This window comes from Mesorhizobium sp. B3-1-9 (assembly GCF_006439595.1).
In the GTDB taxonomy this organism is placed as follows: Bacteria; Pseudomonadota; Alphaproteobacteria; order Rhizobiales; family Rhizobiaceae; genus Mesorhizobium.
In genome coordinates this window covers 1-19,378 of record NZ_VFTJ01000003.1, presented here as the reverse complement: position 1 = coordinate 19,378, position 19,378 = coordinate 1, and the positions used below count along the sequence as shown (strand labels likewise).

Below are 19,378 nucleotides of genomic sequence, written 5' to 3'. Positions count from 1 at the left end.
CTCCTCCCTCGAGGGGAAATAACGCGAAGCGCCGGTCTCTGCGCCAATCGTCCTGCTTTCCGCTTACGCATTCCTCGGGTCGGCCACGCATTGCGGAATCGCGCGGGTGGCGGCGATCAGCTTGCCGCGCATTTCCGAAGGCCGGCGCAAATTCTGCCAGTAGGCGCCGATGCCCTTCATTTCAGTGCCCTGGCCACCGCCGAGCGCACCGTCGGCGCCGACCAGCATCGTCACGATCTTGACGCCGCAGGCAAGGTTGCGGTCGGGATCGGTGATGTCGACCTCCGACTTGAAGCCGCAATGGTATCTCTGCTCGTCCGAAAGCGACAATTGCAGCAGGCCGATCGAATACTGGTCCTGGTCCTCTTCCCAATAGGCGGCGGAGCTGCTGTTGACGGATTCCGCGCTGACCAGGTCGGCAAGCAGCGTACGCCAGAACACGGCGCGGCCGCCGCGGTCCTGGCGCAGATAGCCGGGGCAGAAAACTCCTATGTCGGAAGGCTCGAGACCGCTCAGCGGCTTTTCAGCATCGATCAAGTAGGCCAGCTTGCGCGTCACGGTCTTATGATCGACCATTTTTGTCAGCGCGCCCTGCCCCGCGAGGCAGTTTTTCGCGAAAGCCTGCGCCTCCGGCTGGGTGGTATGCCCGTGGGATTTCCACTGGTCGGTGCAGGACGGCCGGGACGCGACAACGGGCGCCACCACTGGTGAGGCGGCCGGCGAGGCGACGGCCACTTTGGCAGGCTTCGGTGCGGCCTTCGGCGCGGCAGCCTGGGGCACGGCGCTTTCGATGACCTTGGGGTTGGCGCAGCCGTCGAGCACCACGGCAAGTCCCGCCAATGCCACGACGATGCGGATCAGCCTGAACCGAACTCCGGCATGCAATCGCACTGAGCCGCCAGCGTACAAATCCCCCTCCGAGCAGTAAACACAACGGACCAGCCCGGCCTCTTAAGGTCACTCTGCCAGATCGGTGGTGGCCTGTCACCCGATCCCGCCAGTGATCGTGAAGGTTCCCTTACAGTGCCCGTCGGGTAGGCGCGCAATGGCCGTGACGATCGAGCCATAGGCGCCGCGCCAGACGCTGTGGAAGCCCTGATGCGTCGATGCCGGCACGACCACCCGACCGGTCTGGCGGTTGCCCTCCGCCCGCATGACGACAGGCTCGCCATTGACGTGAACCTTGACCGCGGCCGGCTCGTCCGCGCCGACGTCCAACACGATCGCGATCTCGTCGGTGTCGCCGGAGCGCGTCGTCTCGGCGGTCAGCGCCAGCGTGAGCGGCGCATCGCCGGCAGCCGCGCCACTGCCTTCGAACACATCGCCGGCCAGCGCCGGCGTGCGCGGCGGAACGGTGCGGCGTCTGGTGGCCCGCTCATAGTCGCCGGCGATGGTCAGCAATGCCACGTCGTCATAAGCCTTGCCGGCGAAGGTGAGGCCGACCGGCATGCCGATATCGGCCATCGTTCCCATCGGCACCGTCACCGTCGGGATGCCGAGATGGCGCCACACGAGATTGCCGTTGGCGACCCAGGTGCCGTTGCGCCAGGCAAGCCGTGCGGAAGCCTCGTCGACGTCGGCATCGGCCGGACCGACATCGGCGACCGCCGGCAGCACCACGGCATCGAGGCGGTTGGCATCGAGCCAGTCCTCGAAATCGATACGGCGCGTTGTCTCCAGGCCTTTCAATCCGGCCTCGATGGTGGGAATGCCCTAAAGCGGCGCCACGCCCTGCTTCGCCCGCTCGACATACTGCGCCAGATCGAAATCGACCTCGCCATAACGGTCGCGCAACGTGCCCGGCGGCTGCGGGAAGATCTTTGCGCCGTCGACCGAAGCAAGATCGGGGATCGCGGGATCGGCATTGGCGCGCAGGAAATCGTCCCAGGACCAGATGGACAGGTCCCAGATCTCGCGCTCGGCGAATTCAGCCGGCACAAGGCCACGGTCGACCATCGACAGCACGCCCGGACGGTCGCGCTCGTAGTTGGTGACGACGGGAAAATCGACCTCGACCACTTCAGCACCGAGCGCTTCGAGATCGCGCGCTGCCTGACGCCAAAGCTCCAGCACCGAGGCGCGCGTCTTGATCGGGCGGTCGGCGCCATCATCCTTGCCGATATACATTTTCGGCACACCGAGGCGTTTGCCCTTCAGCGCGCCTTGCAGCGGAAGCGCGGCGTAGCTCGCCGGCCGCAGCGCCGATGTTTTCGGAATCGCCACCCAGGGCTGCACGCGCCAGAAATCGCCGCGCGTCTCGGCATCGTCGGCGACGATCACGTCGAGCAGCTCCAGCATGTCGGGAATGGTTCGCGTGTGCGGCACCACCACATCCATGGTCGGCACCAAGGGCCAGTTGCCGCGCACCGAAATCACGCCGCGCGAGGGCGTGTAGGCGACCAGCGCGTTGTTGGAAGCGGGCGCGCGGCCGGACGACCATGTTTCTTCGCCGAGGCCGAAGGCGGCGAAGGACGCGGCGGTCGCCGTGCCCGAGCCGTTGGACGAGCCGGAAGCGAAAGCGGCGGTGAGGAAGTCCTTGTTGTACGGACTCTCGGCGCGGCCATAGACGCCGCGCTGCATGCCGCCATTGGCCATCGGCGGCATGTTGGTGAGGCCGATCAATACCGCGCCGGCGGCGCGCAGCCTGGCGATGGTGAAGGCGTCCTCGCCGGCGACGAGATGCTCGAAGGCGGGCGAGCCGGCGGCGACCGTCAGGCCCTTGGCCTTGTAGCTGTCCTTGGCGGTGTAAGGGATGCCGTCGAGCGGGCCGAGGGCTTTGCCCTCTCGGCGGCGGCGGTCCGAAGCTTCCGCCTCCTCGAACATGTTCGGGTTGAGGATGGGGACCGCGTTCAGCGCGATGCCGTGGCGGTCGTAATGCGCAATGCGCCGCAGATACGCGGCGGTGAGCTCGACGCTGGTGACGGTGCCGTCTTCCAGCCCGCGGCGCAGGTCGGCGATCGAGGCTTCGACGAGGTGGAGATTGAGCATGATGGGACGGGACGCTGACTGGTAGGTTTGTCTATCCACCTAGGATGACGGCGCGCACGTAACTTGTACAGTGAACTCCCCTGTCCCCTTCGGCGACATCTTCCTCGAGGGGAGATTAAGGCCCTAAACCCCCAGCACGTCCTTCACCCTCTCTCGCGTGTAAGGCAGATCATATATGCGCTTGCCGGTCGCGTTCCGGAATGCGTTGGCGATGGCGCCAGCGGTAGGGCCCTGTGCGGCTTCGGCGACGCCGAGATAAGGCGTGCCGGGATTATCGACGACTTGCACCTCGATATTGTCGGGCACCGCGCTGAAGCGCAGGATCGGATAGGTTGACCAGTCCGGACTCAAGATGCGCGCTCGATCGAAATGCACGGCCTCGTAAAGCGTCCAGCTCATCGACTGCAATATGCCGCCTTCGGTCTGGTTGATAATCGAATCCGGGGCGACGGCCTCCCCGCAATCGACCGCCGCAACGACGCGCAACACCTTGATCGCGCCGCTGTCGCTGTCGACATCGGCCTCCAGCGCAAGGGCCAGATAAGCGGCGTGGTTCTTGTATTTGGCGAAGGCGAAACCCCTGCCCCGGCCTTCCGGCAAAGCATCCCTCGACCAGCCGAATTTTTGCGCCGCGACCTCGATTACCTTTTTGGCGCGCGGGTCTTTCAGGTGGCGCAGGCGGTATTCGACCGGATCGGCGTTCGCCGCCACCGCCAACTCGTCCATGAAGCTTTCGATGGAGAAGACGTTACAATAGGCGCCGAGGCCGCGCAGCGCGGACACGCGCACCGGCATGTCGGCGACGAAATGCCAATTCACGCGCTGGTTGGGCACGTCATAGAGCGGGATCGCGTTGCGGTCGCCATTGCCGAGCGGAGAGATTTGCAGCTCGGCGGGATCGGGCGGGAAATGCCGTTCCATCAGCCTGCCGGCGATCAGCGATCCGGCGGAACCCGGCCGCGTGCCATGGTTGTTGCTCCACAGGTCGTAGTGCCAGTTCACGATGTTGCCGTTCTGGTCGAGCGTGGCACTCGCCCTGGTCAGCATCGCCGGTCCGTATGGCTCCCATAGATGCTCCTGGTCGCGCATCCATTGCACGCGCACCGGCTTGCCCGGCACTTTCTGCGCGATCAGCGCGGCGTCGGCCGCCGCATCGTCGGCGCCGTTGTGGCCGTAGCAGCCCGAGCCCTCGGTGTGGATGCAGCGCACCTTCTCCTGCGGCACGCCGAGCATCTGGGCGATCGCCTTGCGATCGGGATAGACGCCTTGCGTATGCGTCCAGACCGTCGTCAGGCCATTGTCGAGCATGGCCACCGCGCTCGATGGACCGATAGAGCCGTGCATCTGGTAGGCGCGCGTGAATTGCGCCTGGAGCGTCCTGGCGCCCGGCGCGCTGTCGGCGCCGACGGAGGTCACCGTGCCGACTTTCGACACGGCCTTTTCCAGGAAAGCCGAAATATCGTTGGGGTCGGGAAGCGCAGGCTGCTCCTGCCACTTCGCGACGACGGCCATGGCGCGCATGGCCTTCACGGCCTGGAACTCCTGCCCGGCGACCACGGCGAGGAAATCACCGTCGCGCACCACGGCGATCACGCCAGGCATCGCCTTGACCGCGACATCGGGGAAGTCGGCGAGCTTCGCGCCGTAGCTCGGCGGCCGCACGACGCGGGCATGAACCATGCCCGGCGGGCGCATGTCCTGGACATAGGCCTCGCCGCCGGTGACCTTGGCCGGGATGTCGACCCGCGCGAAAGGCTTGCCGATCGCGCGATAGGCTGCCGGCGGCTTGAGCCTGGTATCCGCCGCCGCATCGACATGAAGGAAATCGGCCGAGACCAGTTCGCCATAACCGGCCTTGGCGCCGTTCGGGCCGACGACCGCTCCCGCCTCAGCCTTCAGCGCCTCGACCGGCGCGCCGAACTTTTCGCTGGCCTTGGCGATCAGGATCTGCCGCGCCTGCGCCGAAGCATAGCGGATGGCGGTGCCTGAATTCTGGATCGTCTGGCTGCCGGCGGTGTAGCCTTCATTCGGCGTCAGCGCGGTGTCGGCGGTGATCAGTTTGATCGCCGCCGGCTCGACCTCGAGCTCCTCGGCCGCGATCTGGCGCAGCGACGTCTTGGTGCCCTGGCCAAGCTCGGCCTTGCCGGTGAAGACGGTGATCGAACCGTCGGCGTCGATGCGGATCCAAGCGTCGAGCGAGGGCGTATCAGCCAGACTGCCGGGCAATTCGGGTTTCGCCGTCTGGGCGCCGGGCGCGCTCGGTACCTCGCCCTGCTGCGCCTCGGCGGGGATGGCGAAGGATACGACCAGCGCGCCGGCTCCCGCCAGGAAGCCGCGGCGGGTGACATCGGGAAGCAGGTTCGGTGCGTTCATCATCCCCTCCCGGTGGCGGCTGCCGGCGCCACGTTGCCGGCGGACTTGCCCCGCATCAGGTCGCGGGCGCGGGCCACGGCCCGAAGGATGCGCATATGCGTGCCGCAGCGACAGAGATTGGGCTCCAGCGCCTGCCTGATGTCGGCGTCGGCGGCATCGGGCTTTGCCTCGAGCAGCGCCTGCGCCCGCATCATCATGCCGGCAATGCAATAGCCGCATTGCGCCGCCTGTTGTTCGATGAAAGCTTTTTGCATCGGGCCGGGATCGTCGATGGTGCCAAGGCCCTCGACCGTCTTGATCTCGCGCCCCTCGACCAGCATGGCCGGCGTCAGGCAGGAAAAGACCGCCTTGCCGTCGACCATCACCGTGCAGGCGCCGCACTGGCCGAGGCCGCAACCGAACTTTGCTCCGTTGAGCTTCAGATCGTTGCGCAGCACATAGAGCAGCGGCGTCGCCGGATCGACGTCGACGTCATGTGACGTGCCATTGACGTTGAGCTTGACCATCAGTCCTTGGCTCCCACATTGTCCGGGCTGCGCTCGATGCCGTCCGAAGGCCGGACGCTGACCCGGTATTTGCCGCTCCTGGTGTCGGCGGTCTTCGCTTTCGCGTCCGCCCATGCCGGCTTCTGGGCATAGGCCTCGCGCAGATAGCCGAGCAGGTCCGCCACCTGATCGTCGGTCAGCGTCGCGGCGAAGCCCGGCATGATCGGGCTCTCCCGGCCGCTCGCCGCCGGCAGGCCAAAGAGCACGACGTTGATTGCATTTTGCGGATCGCGCGCGGCGATCGTGCTGGAGAGATGGAAATCGATGCCGCCGAAGGGCTGCGGGCGGCTGCCGTCATGGCAGGTGGCGCAGGCCGCCTGGTAAATCGCGCCGCCGCGGCTTGTCGGGCTGCCGGTGGTGGCGCTGGCCGGTATCGGCGTGCCACCCTGGTCGATCGAAAGCTTCTTGCGGATGTCCTCGGCTGCCGCCGCGCGCTCCGGCACCGGCTCGCCCATTTGGGAAACCAGGTAAGTGGCGATGGCGCTGATGTCGGAATCCGGCAGTCGGCCGAGATTGCCGGTGACCTCGGCCATCGGTCCGTTGGCCACGCCGTGATCGGCATGCCAGCCCTGGCGTAGATAGGCAAAGAGGCTGTCATGCGTCCATGGGATTGGCGCGGAGGACGATCTGTCGAGCGCGAAGGCATCCCAGCCCTCTGCTTCGCCGCCTGCCAGATGCGCGCCTTTCCGCTCGGCGCCCAGCAGGTTGCGCGGCGTGTGGCAGGCGCCGCAATGGCCAAGCCCTTCGACGAAATAGGCACCGCGGTTCCATTCGGCGCTCTGCGAGGCATCCTCGCGATAGGCGCCCTTGTCGAAGAAGAGCAGCTTCCAGCCCGCCAGCACGAAGCGCAGGTTGAGCGGGAACGGCAGCTCATTGGCGGGAGGTCGATTCTCCACGGCATGCCGCGTCATCAGATAGGCATAGAGCGCCTTGTTGTCCTCGTCGGAGACCAGCGTGAAATGGTCGAACGGGAAGGCCGGATAAAGGTGATCGCCGTCGCGCTCGACGCCTTCCCGCATCGCCCGGCTGAAGGCAGCTTCCGACCAGCGCCCGATACCGGTCTTGGGGTCCGGCGTGATGTTGGTGGAATAGATGGTACCGAATGGCGTCGGCACCGCCAGCCCGCCGGCGAAGGACTTTCCGCCGGGCTTGGTATGGCAGGCCGTGCAGTTGCCGACCGAAGCGACCACCGCCCCCTTCACGATCAGCGCGTGGTCGAAGGAGGCGCGTTGCGGCGGTTCGATCGGGTCGATCGCCGGCTTCCAGGCATAGGCGGCGAAACCCGCCAGGCAGACTACAATGAGGATGAGAACGCCGGTCCAGAAGCGTTTCAAGGAGGTACTCCTTGCGTGAGTCGGGCGGGCACGCGTCGCAGGCGTGGCGCCATGCGAGAAGAACTAGGTTCGAGCCGCGGGGCGTCAATGACAAAGCACCTCACAGCGTCTTGCTGTCGAACTGGCCGTTTTGCCTCATAAGATCGATGTAGGTCTTTGCCCGGGCGTTGCCGTGTTCCGTCGCCTTCAGGAACCATTTGGCTGCTTCCGGATAGTCCGGCTTTCCCAGTACTCCGAGATAATAGAGTTGACCCAAGCTGAACTCGGCATCGGCATTGCCTGTTTTCGCAGCTGCCAGCCACCAGAACTCGGCGGCTTTGCCGTCCCTGGCGATGCCTATGCCGTTTGCGTAGGCATAAGCCACCCACAGCTGGCTTGGAACGTCACCCTGCTTGGCCGCCTTCAGCCACCATGACGCTGCCTCGGTGTCACTCCTGGCAACACCCTTGCCCGTCGAATAGGCAGAGCCTAGCGCTGACTGCGCAGGGATGTAACCTTGCTCAGCCGCTTTGCGATACCAGACGACAGCTTGAGCATCGTCCTTTCCAACGCCGCTGCCCAGAGCGTAAGCGTTGCCGACAGCGGCTTGCGCGTCCACCTGGCCACGCGCAGCGGCCTTCATCCACCATTGGAACGCCTTGCTGAAATCCTGATCGACACCGTGACCGCGCGCATAAAGCGTCCCGAGCAAACTCTGCCCGTTCGGGTCTTCATTGTCGGCGGCTTTTCTCACAAAAGTCGCCGCAACCTTGTCGTCTTTCTCCACGCCCTCGCCGACGTAATAGGCTCGACCGATGCCGTAGGCAGCCCGGGCGTTTCCTCTATCCGCAGCCTTCCGCCACCAATAGAGAGCCAACTGGCGATTCTGCGCGACGCCTTGGCCCTGCCAGTACAGGCCCCCGAGACCATACTGGCCATCGGGATTACCCATATTCGCCAGTAAAGAAAGCTGGCGATACTCTTCCGCATAGTCCTTCGCCAGAATGGCGGCCTGTGCCTTCCTTATTGCGGACCACTGCTGGTAATAATTCAGGACTGGCCCAAACAGAACGAAGCCGGCCAGCACCACTAGGGCGAGGCATAGGGCAGGCCCGGGACGCGGCGGACGTGGACTATAGACTTCCGTCTGCGACCTACTCGGCCATTCGAAATTGCTCAAGATCACCCGCCCATTTGCAACCAACAGTAGTTGATAGCGCAAGTTGGGGCAGAACTGAAATATAGCTCCAATTAAATGCTACTCTGGCGCCCCCGCGAACAGCACCGTGCCATCGCCTCCCGCGGCCGGCCAGTCGCGGATGGTGCGGTCGATCCCGCCGGTCAGAAGCGTGCCGTCGGCGGCGAAGGCGACCGAATACATGGGACCGGTGCCGGGGTCGAACTCGGCGATCTCGGCGCCGGTGTCAATATTCCAGATGCGCGCCGTGCCGTCGAGCGAGACGGAGCCGAGCCGCTTGCCGTCGGCCGACAGGGCCAGCGCGTAGACCGTGCCGGAATGGCCCTCGAAACGTCGCACTTCCTTGAAGCTGTCGAGGTCCCAGAGTTTTATCGTGCAGTCGCCGCTGCCGGTCACCGCGTGGTGGCCGTCGGCCAGGAAGACCGCGCCATAGGCGCCGCGGTCGTGGCCGTGCCAACTGCGCAGTTGCTTGCCCGAAACGATATCCCAGAGCTTCAGCTCACCGTCGATGCTGCCCGTGAGCGCCCTGGTGCCATCGGGCGACATGGCGACGGAGTTCACCGACCAGTCATGGCCCGGCAGCACATGCGACACCGTCCCCTTCTCCAGGTCCCAGACGACGACGGAACCGGTGTCGTGGCCGCTGACGGCGAGTTTGCCGTCCTGGCTGATCTTCAGTTGCCGGACGCCGCCGTTCGCCCCTGAGGAGAAGACGTGCAGCACCGTGCCGTCGGATAGCTGGCGCAGCACGATCTCGCCGTCGTCGCCGGCGGTCAGCGCGGTCTTGCCGTCGGGCATGAAAAGCGCGCTGCGCGCCATGTCCTTGTGGATGCCGAGATCGCGGATCAGCCGCTTGCCGTCGATGTCCCAGAGTTTGATCATGCGGTCGGTGCTTGCGCTCATGATCTCGTGGCCGTCGGCCGACACCGCCAGCCAGACGACGGCGTCGCGGTGGCCTTCGGGCGCGGTCGGTTGGGCCGGAGGCGCCAGTGGAGGCGGCGCCACTATCTGTGGCGGCGTTGCGGGCGCGAGCGCCGTCTGCTCGGTGGGCTGTGCCGGTTGGGCAGGCTGCGGCGCGATGGCTGGCGGCGACGGCGGAACGGGAGCCGCAACTGGCTCTGCCGGCGGCGTGGGTTTCGCGATTTCTTCCTGCGCGGGTGCGGGCGCGGTTGGCTTTGCGCTCGCCTCCGGCGTGGTCGGTTTTGCGCTCGCCTCCGGCGTCGTCGGTTTTGCGCTCGCCTCCGGCGTGGTTGGTTTTGTGCTCGCCTCCGGCTCGGGCTTCGGCTCGGATGGCCGAGGCGCCGGCTCCGCCGGCGCGGTGGCGACTTCCTTCGCCGATTCGCCGGCCGGCTCCTGCGTCCGCCAAGGGCCGAACTGGTCGGCGACGATGACGAGCAGCGCCAAAGGCGGCAAAGCGAGTGCTGCGCGGCGCAGCCGCGGATGGCCGGCCGGCGCGATCTCGGCGTCGCGGCCGAACAAGGGGGTGGCCGGATCGTGCCTGGCGGCGCCCAGCAGCAGGCCGGCGAGGAAAAGCAGCCCGGCAAGGACCGACAGCACGCCGGCCACGCCGAAGACTTCCAGCCGCGCCGTCGCCAGCGGCTTGCCGCCCAACGCCAGACAGAGCTTGGCGAAGCAGGCAATGCCGACGATCAGCATCGCCAGCGCCAGCAGCCTCTCGGTCGATCGCTTCATCCACCCCCCGTTCCTCCCGCCTGAATGCGGAAGGCGCATCAGCCATCCTAGCCGAGCTTTCTTGCCAGGCTAAGTGCACGACATCACACGAGGAAAGATTAATCTGCTTCGGCCTCCGGGCGCGTTCTTCCGCCCAACGACGGCCGGCTTTTCAACTTTACTGGACCGGCGGACCAATATCCCGCCGACTAGCTCGAGGCGTTGAGGTCTTTCTCTTCGTTGAGCGCCGGTCGCGCGAACAGAAAACCACACTCCCCAAGAATAAAGAACTCAACCACTCGCATTGGTTGACAGGAAACGCTCTTATGACATTATCCGGCGGGGATTTTCAGGAGAGCCATTAGCATGAAGAAGATTTATGAGAAGCCTATCTTCGTCCGCAAAGGCAAGCTTTCGACGGTCACGGCATTGAACAGCCCTTCCAACCCCCTCCCGGGTTGATCATCGGGAATAGCGATCGTTAGGCCCGACTGGGAAGCAGCCATAGGCGCTGCTCACGTTGGCGCGAGCGTTTGGAGAGGTTTTTTATGAAGAAGGTCTACGAGAAGCCCAACCTCATCCGGAAGGGCAGGCTTTCGGCAGTTACGGCGAACGCTCCGGTTTCGACGGACTGATCGGCCTACGATCGAACATACCGGCTTGGCATGTTGGACCGACAGCTTGTTGTCGGCCGGCATGCTGTTTTGGGTGAATCGGGGACTTCGGAATATGAAGAAAGTTTATGAGAAGCCAACCTTCGCCAGGAAGGGCAAGCTTTCGGCCATCACGGCAATCAACGGCGCCGGTTCAGGTCCCATCAATGGAACCGGGCCGGTGATCTGACCGGTTATCCCGCGCTTCTTGATAATACGCGAAGGCCGACGCCGGCAATCTCGGCCTGACGATCGCACAACTTGATCGGCGTCGAGCAATTCGGCGGGTTCAGCGCACCAGCACCAAACCGTCCAGCACAGCTTGCCAATAGTGCTTCGTGGAAATGCGCACGCGCGTCACCGCCTTCAGCATCGGTGCGTAGTGGACCGGAGCCAACGCCGAGAGCGCGATCTCGTCGCTGGCGACCAGTTCGTCATCGAGCCAGCTTTCGACCAATGCGACCTCGCCTTCCGAAGCCAGCCATGCGGCGGTGAGCATAATCGAATGAAAGCCGAAGGGTGTCGTGCCGGCAAACTCCGCCGGATGGCCGCTGCTGGTATAGGCGACGCGGCCGCGTGAGAGATTGCCGTTGAGATAGCCCTCGCTGTCCTTGACGTATTGGCTCGTCAGGGCGTTCAGATTGCGCCAGTCGAGACCGGCATGGCCGCAGGGAATTTTCTGAAAAGGCAGGGTGGTGACAGCGTCGAAGTCGATCGCTTCGAGTGCCGCATCGGCTGCGATCGCGTCCGGTCGCAAAAGTCCGAGATCGGCCGGATAAGGGGTAAGCGCCAGGCGACGGTCGAGACCCGATCCAGAGATCGTCAGCGTGTCGGCGTCGGAGGAGAGACCGACAAGGAAGTCGCCAGGCTGGAGCGCTCTGGTTTCCAGCACCCTGCCCTTGCCCATGACCTGAAGTGCCGCTTCGGTCACGGTCCTGCCGCGAATGAAGCGTCCTGGCGAGAGACCGACCGCCTTCGGCAAGTCCTCGCCGGCGAGACCTGACGGCGCGCCGGGCATGGTGTCGAGGCGCAGCGACTGATCCTCTTTGCCGGTGCTCACGCGCCAGCCTTTCGGCACCGAGACCGAAAACCGGTAGGTTCCGGGCGCGCGCAGGACGGCCCGATGTTTCTTCGCCGACATGACGAAATTGGCGAAGCCGCCATTGTTGGTTCGCACCGCGGCGAGGAATGCGCCCTTTTCGTCATAGGCCCTTACCACGATGCCGGCGATCGGCCGGTCGGCCTGTCCGAACTTGCCGTCGCCGTCGACATCCATGAAGACGAAGGACGAATAGTTGAGCGCTCCGCGGCTGCCGCCCCAGGCTGCGCGCGGCGCATAGTCGCCCGCCGGATTGGGGCTGCCGCGCGCCCTGCGGCGCTTGCGGCGCCAGCGCAGCGCGATCGCGACGAGAGCTACAGCGCAGGCAAGGACGAGGGCGGAGATGAGGGCGACGAGGATGGTATCAGCCATTGCGAGGCGGCAACGGCTGGAGACACGCGTTCAAGGCTACGAGCATGAAATTGTACCCCCTCCAACTCTTCAGCAGATTAGCGTTGGACACCAACACCGCAAGTCGTTGCTGGAAGGCGCATGATTGAGACGCCGGCGGGAGAACGCCTGTGCTATCGAAACTATTTGGACCACGGTTCTACCAGCAGAAGGCTTTCCCCAGGTGTCGAAGGCCGCTCTGGTCGAATGCTTGACAGAAACCACTCATTTGAGATCATCTGCTGGAGTATTGGAGGGCAACCCATGAAGAAGACTTACGAGAAGCCGGTTTTGATCCGCAGAGGCAAGCTTTCCGCGATTGTGGCGGGCTCGCCTCCGCCCGCTCCGCCCCCATGATCGGGCACCCAGGATTTGATTCTCAACGATCCTCGCTACGGCGGGGATTTTTTGTTTTCTCACCCCAACTCCACCCAAACCGGCGCATGATCGCTGGGATTGTCGCCTCCCCGCACGTCGCGGTCGATGCCGGCCGCTTTCAGTTTCCGCGCCAGCTTCTTCGACAGCAATATGTGGTCGAGACGCAGGCCCGCGTCGCGCGGCCAGCGGTTCCGTCGATAATCCCAGAAGGTGTAGAGTTTTTCTTGCCTGGGAAAAACCTTGCGCAGCGCGTCGGTCCAGCCCTGCTCGATCAGCGCGGCAAAGGCGGCGCGGCTTTCGGGCTGCACTAACGCGTTGTCATCATAAGAGCGGGTGGCATAGATGTCGCGCGGCTCGGGCACGATGTTGAAGTCGCCGGCCAGCACCACCGGCAGGCCGGTGTCGAGCAGTTGCTCCGCATGCACCGCGAAGCGCTCGTGCCAGGCGAGCTTGTAGTCGAATTTCGGCCCCGGCCGCGGGTTGCCGTTGGGGGCATAGAGACAGGCGATGACGACACCGTCGACCGCCGCCTCGATGTAGCGCGCCTGGCGATCGGCATCGTCGCCGGGCAGCGCGTCGCGTGTCAGGACGGGCTCGGCGCCGCGCGCGAGGATCGCCACGCCGTTCCAGGTCGGCTCGCCCTTCCACACCGCGCCATAGCCGGCTTTGGCGAGCCGGGTCAGCGGAAACTGCGTGTCGCGCGCCTTCAACTCCTGCAGGCAGACGACGTCGGGTTTGGCGCGCGCGAGCCAAGCTAGGAGGTTTTCCAGCCGGCTGTTGATGTTGTTGATGTTGAAGGTGGCGAGTTTCATTTTTGAATGCCGAAGGCGCCTCTCGCCTCGTCATCCTCGGGCTTGACCCGAGGATCCATTCCGTGACGTTCGCCGTGGAGCGCGGCGGAGCAAAATCCTGAACCGTTGCAACGCTTTAACGTCACGGCATGGATCCTAGGGTCTGCGCGCGTCGCTTCGCTCCTTGCTTCGCCCTAGGATGACGACCGATGTGGACGCTCCGCCCACGCCTTTGTCGTCTCCGCCACCGTCTTCAGGTGATCCGCCGTCGAAAAACCCGAGATCGCCTTGCGCGGCTTGAGATCATGATCGCCGTCTTCCAGCCAAACCACCTCGATGGCCGGCGAAAGACCGTAGGTCGCGACCTCGTCCTTGGTGCCGAACTCATCACGCGTGCCCTGGAAGATCAGCGTCGGCGTTTTCAGGTCGATGAGATGCTTCGTGCGCAATTGCTCCGGTTTGGCGGGCGGATGGAATGGATAGCCAAGGCAGACCAGGCCGGCGATCTCGCCCTTGGCGTACATCTCGTCGGCGACCATCGAAGCGACGCGGCCGCCCATCGACTTGCCGCCGATGATCAGGTTGCCGGTCACGCCCTTGGCGCGCAGGTCGAGGATCGCCTTCACATATTCCGGGTTCACCGTCTCGGCGCGCGGCGGCGGCTTGCGATGGCCGTAGCGGCGCGCCGCCATGTAGTGGAACTCGAAGCGCGCGACCTGGAAACCGGCGGCGGCCAATGCCTTTGCGGTGGCCGTCATGGAAGGCGAATCCATCGACGCGCCGGCGCCATGGGCGAGCAGGATGGTGACGGAGGCGGTGTCGTCGCCGTCGAAGAGGAAGTGGGTCATGGGGTGGACTTTCGGGAAGGGCCGCGTTCCTTCGCACCCTCCTCTGCCCTGCCGGGCATCTCCCCCGCAAGGGAGGAGATCAGCCGTCGCGTCGGCTTTCGCCAACCGCTAGCGGGGAAGGAAAGGCGCGGCGCATCAACTGCTAATCTCCCTCCTTGCGGGGGAGATGTCCGGCAGGACAGATGGGGGTGCTCAAGCGCGAACATCTCGCTCACCTGCTATATGCAGATCGACGAACTGGATGCCCTTCTGCGCAATTCGCGCCCATTCAGATTCTGCGTCCAACTCCAGGTACCGTACCCAGAGCCGCCGCGCTTCCGCCAGATGGCCCGCGTCGAACTCCAGCCGCGCCAGGTTGAACACCGGGTCGGCGTAAGTTTTGTCGAGCGCCATCGCCTTCTGCAAATGCCGCCGCGCCGAGGCAACCTTGCCCTCGTCGCTCATCAGGCCGGCTAGATTGAACCAGGCCTCGACGAAACCCGGGTCGAGTTTGATCGCTCGCGCATAGTCATGCGCGGCTTCGGCAACCCGGCCGGCGCCGCGCAGGCAGTTGGCGCGGTTGAAGGCGGCAATCGCATCCTTGGGATCGATGGCCAGGCAGCGCTGGTAAAGGGCCGCGGCATCGTCGTGGCGCCCCTCCTCTTCCGCCATCTCCGCCTCGGCAAAGAGTTCCTCCAGCGTGTCGTCTTCCGGGCTGCCGAGGTCGAACAGCAATTGGCCGTCGAGCTCGCTTCGGCCTTCGTCGAGATAGATCGCATCGGGCCGGCCATGCTGCGAGCCGAGGTTGAGCGACTTGGCGGTGAGCGACGCGACCGCGCCCGAGCGGTGCACCGAGCGGGCGATCGCGCCCCAAGACGCACCGCTGGCGATCAGTCCGGCATATTTCCTCGCCAGGATCAGGTCGCGGAAGGAATAAGGCTCGGCGTCATGCTCGAAGGCGTCGAACAGCGACAGCATGTCGAGATCGCCGCCGGCAAGCCGCGACTGATCGATCAGCGATTGCCGGGAGAGCGAGGACGCTTCGGGCGCCTTCATCAGCCCAAGCAGGCGCAGGAAACCGTTCTCGCTGACCAGGGCGCGGCCGGCTTCGCGCTCGGCCTTAGCGCGGCGCTCGATCTCGACGTCGCCGGCTTTCGTCGTCTTGGCGAGGAGCGTGCGGCCGAAGACGACATGAGAGGTGCGGCGGGTGACGCCGCGCCTCAGCTCCGCGTGGCGATGCTCGACCTCGCGCACGGCAAGCCGCAGCGGAAAGGCGGCCAGCGCGCCGACGACGCCGAAGACGGTGCCGGGAACGATCACTGGCCCTGCATTTCCCGTCACTTCTTGCTCTTGCCGACGGCCTTCAACAGGTTCGCCTTCAGCGGATTCTCAGGCGCGCCGCCGCCGGCGGCCGCCTTCCTAGCGGGTTTTGCGGGTGCTTCCTCGGCCTTGCTCTTCGACTTGGCCGGGGGCTTCGCCTGCTGCGACAGGCTCGCTTTCAGCGCATCCATCAGGTTGATGACATTGCCGCGCTCGGGCGCCGCCGCGATGATCGGCTTGTGCCCTTTGAGCTTCTCACGGATCATCGCCATCAGCGCCACCTCGTAGCGATCCTCATAGTTCTTCGGATCGAAGTGGGTTTCCTTCTGCTTGATCAGCGCCTCGGCCAGCTGCAGCATTTCCGCATCGGGCTTGGCGTCCGGAATATTTCCGAAATATTCAGTGGTGCCGCGCACTTCGTTGGGGTTCCTCAAGGTGCAGACGAACATGCCGTTCTCGCGCGCGCCGATCGTCACCACGCGCTCGCGGCTGGAAAGCACCAGGCGGGCGATGGCGACCTTGCCGGACTTGCGCATCGCCTCGCGCAGCACCGCAAAGGTTTCCTCGGCCATGGCGCCGTCAGGCGCCAGGTAATAGGGCGCATCCTGGTAGATGACGTCGACCTCGCCCTCGTCGACGAAGGCCTCGATGTTCATCGTGTGATTGGATTCGATCCTCACCGCATCGAGGTCAGCGTCGTCGATGATGATATACTGCTTGTCCTCATATTCGTAGCCGCGCACCAAATCCGAGCGCTCGACGAGGCCGAGCTCGGGATCGACCGGCTTCATGTTGATGCGGTTGTGGGTCTTCTTGTGCAACTGGTTGAACGAGATGCGCTCGCTCGCGCTGGTGGCCGGATAGAGCCGGACCGGACAGCTGACGAGACTGAGCTTGAGGTAACCTTTCCAACTTGCCCTGGGCGCCATGATGAACTCCTACGCGGCCATGCACTGACACTATGTTGGAGCATGGTCTTGTCCAAAAACCGGTTCCCACTTTTTGGGACCATGCTCTGCAGCGCTTCGTCCATAGGACGAACAGCGCCGTGGAAATCCTACACCGACCTTTGATCGTAGCGGTAAAACCCTAGCGAAGTGTTTTCGGGCGGAGTTGCGACGGAGGATAGTTCAAATTGTATCGAGCGTCGATGGAGAGGAATTGAGACGCCGGCGATTGGCTGAAGGCCTCGACATTTCGTCGTTCTAGGGCGGAGCAAGGAGCGAAGGCACGCGCGCAGACCCTAGAACGACGACGCCGAGAGGCTACAGCCCATTCTCCACCACCGGCAAATCCCTGGCCGCCTCATCGATCTCCGCCCATGGATCGCCCGACGTCTCCAGCAGCCCCGGTAGCGAGGCGTAGTTCAGGTCATCCGGCGCGTCGATCGTTTCCAGGTCGGTCCAGCTTACCGGAGTCGAGGCCGGCAGGTTGGTGCGGGCGCGCAGCGAGTAAGGCGCGGCGGAGGTGTGGCCGCGGGCGTTGCGGTGGAAGTCGATGAAGATGCGCTTCTTGCGGTTTTCCTTGCCCATCGTGGTGGTAAAGGTGTCGGGCGCGGTTGCCGCCAGCAAAGTCGAAATGGCGCTGCTCAGCTGGTGCAGTTTCTTCCAGTTCTGCTTTCTGGTCACCGGCACGGTTATGTGGATGCCCTTGCCGCCAGAGGTCTTGGCGAATGGCACCAGGCCGAGGCTCTCCAACCCGCCCTTGATGTGGACGGCAGCCTCCACCACCTCGCGCCAGGAAATCCCCTCGCCCGGGTCGAGGTCGAAGACGATCTGGTCGGGCTTGTCGAGTTTTGACCGGTGCGTGCCCCAGGTGTGGAATTCCACCACGCCGAACTGCGCCAGCGCCAGATAGCCCTTGGCGTCCTCGACCGAGAGATAGGTTTTCGTCTCGCCTTCCGAATTGCTGCTCTCGAACACCGCGACCGAAGGCGGCATGCCGGTGAAGGCGTGGCGCTGGAAGAAGCAGTCCTGCGGCCGCCCTGTCGGGCAGCGCACCAGCGAGACCGGACGGCCGATGATGTGCGGCAGCATGAAATCGCCGACCAGCGCGTAATAGACGGCGATGTCGAGCTTGGTCGGCCCGGTCTTGCCGAACAGCCGCCGTTCCGGATTGGTCACCCAGATGGTGGCAAGATCGGACTCGGCGATCAGCCGCTTGCGCTTGACCGGCACCGGCGTGGTGAGCCCGCCGACATCGCGCAGGCCGCGAAAGACGCCGTGGCGCAACGAATTGTCGGCGGTGCGGTTGGCATAGTGAATGTGCGCCGACAGTAGCGGCTTCACCCAGTGCATCTCGCGCATGATCTCGCGCGGCACGCCTTCGGGCGGCGTGGCGCCGGCGGTCAGCCGTTCCAGCCGGGCGAGGAGATCCCGCGCCATATCGCTGTCGAAGCCGGTGCCAACCTTGCCGCGATAGTGCAGTTCGCCATTCTCGAATTCGGCCATGCCCAGCGCCGCCAACCCTTCAGCCCGGTCGGAAACGGTGTAGCCGGCGATGACGAAGTCGCCTTTCTCTTGCGCCTTCACCTTGGTCCAGCTCTTGGTGCGGCCGCTTTGGTAGATGGCGTCGGCGCGTTTGGAAACGACGCCTTCCAGCCCGAGTTCCGTCGCTTGCTGGTAGAGCCCGCGCCCGTCGCCCTCGACATGGTCGCTATACTGGATGGCGGCGTTGGCGGCCTGGCCGGCGAGCAGTTCGGCAAGCAGGGCCTTGCGCTTTTGCAGCGGCGCCTTGCGCAGGTCCCAGCCGTCGAGGTGAAGCAGGTCGAAGGCGTAGAAATGCAGTTTCGAGCCGGCGCCCTCGGCCAGCGCGTCCTGCAGCAGCGCGAAGCGCGAGATGCCCTTGTCGTCGAGCACCATGATCTCGCCGTCGATGATTGCCCGGCTGACCGGCAGCCGCGAAAAGGCCTGCGGGAGATCGCCATAGCGTTTCGTCCAGTCGATGCCCGCGCGGGTCATCAATCTCACCGTTCCATCCACCACATGCGCCATGGTGCGGTAGCCGTCGAATTTTATCTCGTGCAGCCAGAGCTCGCCGGTGCGCCCGGCGGGATCATCGCCGCCCGGCGGTTTCGGCACCTGCGTGGCGAGCTGCGGCTCGACGCGGCTTGGCGGGTCGCCTCTCACAGCGCCGGGCAGCGCGCCGGGCTTCAGCGAACCGGCTTTCGGCGGCAAGCGCGGCGGTTTCTTCACGGCGACCAGTTCCTCGATGCGCCGTCCGGATTTCACGCTTTCCGGCCGCGCTTCGAGGATGTCGAGCTTGGGATCGGCAGCGAGATCGCGCTCCTTGAAGAGCAGCCAGTTCTTCTTGTTCTCATCCTCGCCGGGCTTGGGCTTCAGCCGCGTCAGCATCCAGCCGCCATTGAGCTTCTCGCCGGCAAGGCGGAACTTGAGGGCGCCGGTCTTGAGGCTCTTCTCGACATCGTCCATCGGCGCCCAGGTGCCGGTGTCCCAGACGATCATCGGCCCGCCGCCATATTCGCCCTCGGGGATGACGCCCTCGAAGTCGATATATTCGATCGGATGGTCCTCGGTCTCGACGGCGAGACGCTTGTCGGCCGGGTTGAGCGAAGGACCGCGCGGCACCGCCCAGCTCTTCAGCACGCCGCCGACTTCCAGGCGCAGGTCATAGTGGTCGGCTGTGGCGTGGTGCTTGTGGACGACGAAGCGGTTACCCTCTCCGCCCGCGAGGCTGCCCGCCGGCTCAGGCGTGCGGGAGAATTCGCGTTTGGCGCGATAGGGTTTGAGGTTGGCGGCCATGGGTCAGGCGGGAGGGATGGCAAGCTCGCCTTGCCGGCGCCGCGTTCCGTCACACCCCCCTCTGTCCTGCC

At 64.8% G+C, this 19,378-nt stretch carries 15 protein-coding genes; 1 reads left to right on the top strand and 14 read right to left on the bottom strand.

The window, feature by feature from the left end; genetic code table 11:
* Positions 1-63: 63 nt before the first annotated feature.
* The 8 genes from FJW07_RS06180 to FJW07_RS06150 form a co-directional block, all read right to left on the bottom strand.
* Positions 64-885 carry a hypothetical protein gene (locus FJW07_RS06180; RefSeq protein WP_140855224.1) on the bottom strand — a complete coding sequence of 274 codons (822 nt, stop codon included), beginning with the start codon at positions 883-885 and terminating at the stop codon, positions 64-66.
* A 99-nt stretch (positions 886-984) separates the two neighbouring features.
* Positions 985-1,689, bottom strand: a complete 705-nt coding sequence (locus FJW07_RS32000) for an amidase family protein (RefSeq protein ID WP_246680689.1) — start codon at positions 1,687-1,689, stop codon at positions 985-987.
* Positions 1,690-1,713: 24 nt separating this feature from the next.
* Positions 1,714-2,988 (bottom strand): amidase, encoded by a 1,275-nt coding sequence (locus FJW07_RS31995; protein ID WP_246680688.1) that lies wholly within the window; start codon positions 2,986-2,988, stop codon positions 1,714-1,716.
* A gap of 123 nt (positions 2,989-3,111) precedes the next feature.
* Complete coding sequence (locus tag FJW07_RS06170; protein WP_140855222.1) at positions 3,112-5,361, bottom strand: molybdopterin cofactor-binding domain-containing protein; 2,250 nt, start codon at positions 5,359-5,361, stop codon at positions 3,112-3,114.
* Positions 5,361-5,867: a (2Fe-2S)-binding protein gene (locus tag FJW07_RS06165; RefSeq protein WP_140645487.1), complete on the bottom strand. Its 507-nt coding sequence runs from the start codon at positions 5,865-5,867 to the stop codon at positions 5,361-5,363. Before FJW07_RS06165 ends, FJW07_RS06170 begins: the two co-directional genes overlap by 1 nt.
* On the bottom strand, positions 5,867-7,240 hold the full coding sequence (locus tag FJW07_RS06160) for a cytochrome c (RefSeq protein ID WP_140645486.1): 1,374 nt from the start codon (positions 7,238-7,240) through the stop codon (positions 5,867-5,869). The genes FJW07_RS06165 and FJW07_RS06160 overlap by 1 nt, the downstream gene beginning before the upstream one ends.
* Before the next feature lie 100 nt (positions 7,241-7,340).
* Positions 7,341-8,309, bottom strand: a complete 969-nt coding sequence (locus tag FJW07_RS06155; RefSeq protein WP_140710040.1) for a tetratricopeptide repeat protein — start codon at positions 8,307-8,309, stop codon at positions 7,341-7,343.
* Positions 8,310-8,477: 168 nt separating this feature from the next.
* Positions 8,478-10,109 (bottom strand): WD40 repeat domain-containing protein, encoded by a 1,632-nt coding sequence (locus tag FJW07_RS06150; protein ID WP_140855220.1) that lies wholly within the window; start codon positions 10,107-10,109, stop codon positions 8,478-8,480.
* A gap of 708 nt (positions 10,110-10,817) precedes the next feature.
* On the opposite strand from FJW07_RS06150, the gene FJW07_RS06135 reads away from it, so the two are divergent.
* Entirely contained in the window at positions 10,818-10,931 is a 114-nt protein-coding gene (locus FJW07_RS06135) for a putative RiPP precursor (protein WP_140645482.1), read from the top strand.
* 99 nt (positions 10,932-11,030) lie between these two features.
* Here the strand turns inward: FJW07_RS06135 and FJW07_RS06130 are convergent, their stop codons facing one another.
* The 6 genes from FJW07_RS06130 to ligD all read right to left on the bottom strand — a co-directional run bounded on the left by FJW07_RS06130 (position 11,031) and on the right by ligD (position 19,307).
* On the bottom strand, positions 11,031-12,212 hold the full coding sequence (locus FJW07_RS06130) for a hypothetical protein (RefSeq protein WP_140855217.1): 1,182 nt from the start codon (positions 12,210-12,212) through the stop codon (positions 11,031-11,033).
* Positions 12,213-12,646: 434 nt separating this feature from the next.
* Positions 12,647-13,420, bottom strand: coding sequence for an exodeoxyribonuclease III (xth, locus tag FJW07_RS06120; RefSeq protein ID WP_140855213.1), 774 nt, complete (start codon positions 13,418-13,420; stop codon positions 12,647-12,649).
* Positions 13,421-13,593: 173 nt separating this feature from the next.
* Positions 13,594-14,247: an alpha/beta fold hydrolase gene (locus FJW07_RS06115; protein ID WP_140855210.1), complete on the bottom strand. Its 654-nt coding sequence runs from the start codon at positions 14,245-14,247 to the stop codon at positions 13,594-13,596.
* Between the two features lie 192 nt (positions 14,248-14,439).
* Positions 14,440-15,567, bottom strand: a complete 1,128-nt coding sequence (locus FJW07_RS06110; protein WP_246680687.1) for a tetratricopeptide repeat protein — start codon at positions 15,565-15,567, stop codon at positions 14,440-14,442.
* Positions 15,564-16,475, bottom strand: a complete 912-nt coding sequence (locus FJW07_RS06105; RefSeq protein ID WP_140855207.1) for a Ku protein — start codon at positions 16,473-16,475, stop codon at positions 15,564-15,566. Before FJW07_RS06105 ends, FJW07_RS06110 begins: the two co-directional genes overlap by 4 nt.
* A 336-nt stretch (positions 16,476-16,811) precedes the next feature.
* Complete coding sequence (ligD, locus tag FJW07_RS06100; protein WP_140855204.1) at positions 16,812-19,307, bottom strand: DNA ligase D; 2,496 nt, start codon at positions 19,305-19,307, stop codon at positions 16,812-16,814.
* Positions 19,308-19,378: the final 71 nt, after the last annotated feature.